Consider the following 1257-nt stretch of genomic DNA (forward strand, 5'->3'; position numbering starts at 1 on the left):
AAGTTAATCGTCAACGAGTTTTTTTTCTTTACATATGTATTTGACTATTGTGCCTGAGAATTAATGAGAGTAAATACAGATATGATAATTAGTATATTTTTTACTCCTTGTTTCATTTATTTGAAATTTATTATTGTGTTAAAAACCAGTCTTATTTTAAGGTGTGTCAGTCCACTACTACCAGACTTAATAAATAAGGAATATTCTAATGATTTGGAAAAAATCAAATTTACCCCAACGAAAAATCAAATTTAAACCCAAAATAATTGTGGGAATTATTTCATTAATTTTGGCAGTAGGAATGCCTATTAGTATTAGTCATAAAATTCCTGCCCTAGCCAAAACTGAAAAAAACTACGAAGAAAAATTATTTGAAACAGCCCTATCTTTTACCCTATACTTTGAAGGTGGATTTAGTAATCATCCAGCAGATAAAGGAGGTAGAACTTATAAAGGAATTTTACAAACTGAATATAATGCCTATCGACGCCGAAGGGGTTTACCACCATTAGATGTTGCCCAAATGTCTGATGCTGAACTGATGGAAATTTATCAAAGTTATTGGGATAATAGTAGGTCAGCTACCATGCACCCCGCTCTAGCTGTAGTTATGTTTGATACTGCCGTTAATTTTGGTATTAATAACTCAGTAACTTTTCTGCAACAAGCTTTAGGATTACCACAAACAGGTGTATTTGATGTTAAAACCAAGGAAGCATTAGCAGAGGGGAATAATCGAAATACTGCACTGCAGATGATTAACGAAAGGATTATTTATCGTTATAAAAGAGTTCAAGAAGATGGAAGTCAGATGGCTTTTTTTCATGGTTGGTTAGCTCGTGATTATAGTTTGTGGGGTTATGTGGAAAAGCTCAAAGATAAAAGATAAATAATTAACAAAATTATAGTTAAGGAATTTATTTACTCTGGATTTAGGTAATAAATACTGATTAAAATTGCAAATGACTATTTATTGCCTACTCTAGTTAGGGCTTGCTGAATAATCATAAAATCATGAAATATAAAGGTAAGTGTCTTTTTGAATCTAAAAAAGTACGAGCTTTTCCCTCGAGCAAGCTGGAAAAGTTAGCATTTTTGGCAGACAACGGCAGAAAAACCAATGGCAAATTATGACTCCTACCTCCTCTATAATTGCCGTTCCTCCTGACTCCTGACTCGGTCCTCCTGACTCGGTCCTCCTACCCTTGCCACTCATACTTTTTTCAGCAAACCCTAGTTATTTTTACTAATTTTTGC

Annotated in this window: 1 protein-coding gene; it reads left to right on the forward strand. The window is 33.5% G+C overall.

Annotation, left to right across the window (positions count from 1 at the left end; translation table 11 throughout):
* Positions 1-208: 208 nt before the first annotated feature.
* Positions 209-889: a glycoside hydrolase family 108 protein gene (locus F6K22_RS41170; protein ID WP_293110969.1), complete on the forward strand. Its 681-nt coding sequence runs from the start codon at positions 209-211 to the stop codon at positions 887-889.
* The last annotated feature ends 368 nt before the right edge of the window (positions 890-1257 follow it).

Origin of the sequence: Okeania sp. SIO2F4, from assembly GCF_010672385.1 — a bacterium.
In the GTDB taxonomy this organism is placed as follows: domain Bacteria; phylum Cyanobacteriota; class Cyanobacteriia; order Cyanobacteriales; family Microcoleaceae; genus Trichodesmium.

Bases quoted from the DNA above. Each gene is read 5' to 3' on its own strand.
- F6K22_RS41170 (WP_293110969.1), top strand. From the start codon at position 209: ATGATTTGGAAAAAATCAAATTTACCCCAACGAAAAATCAAATTTAAA.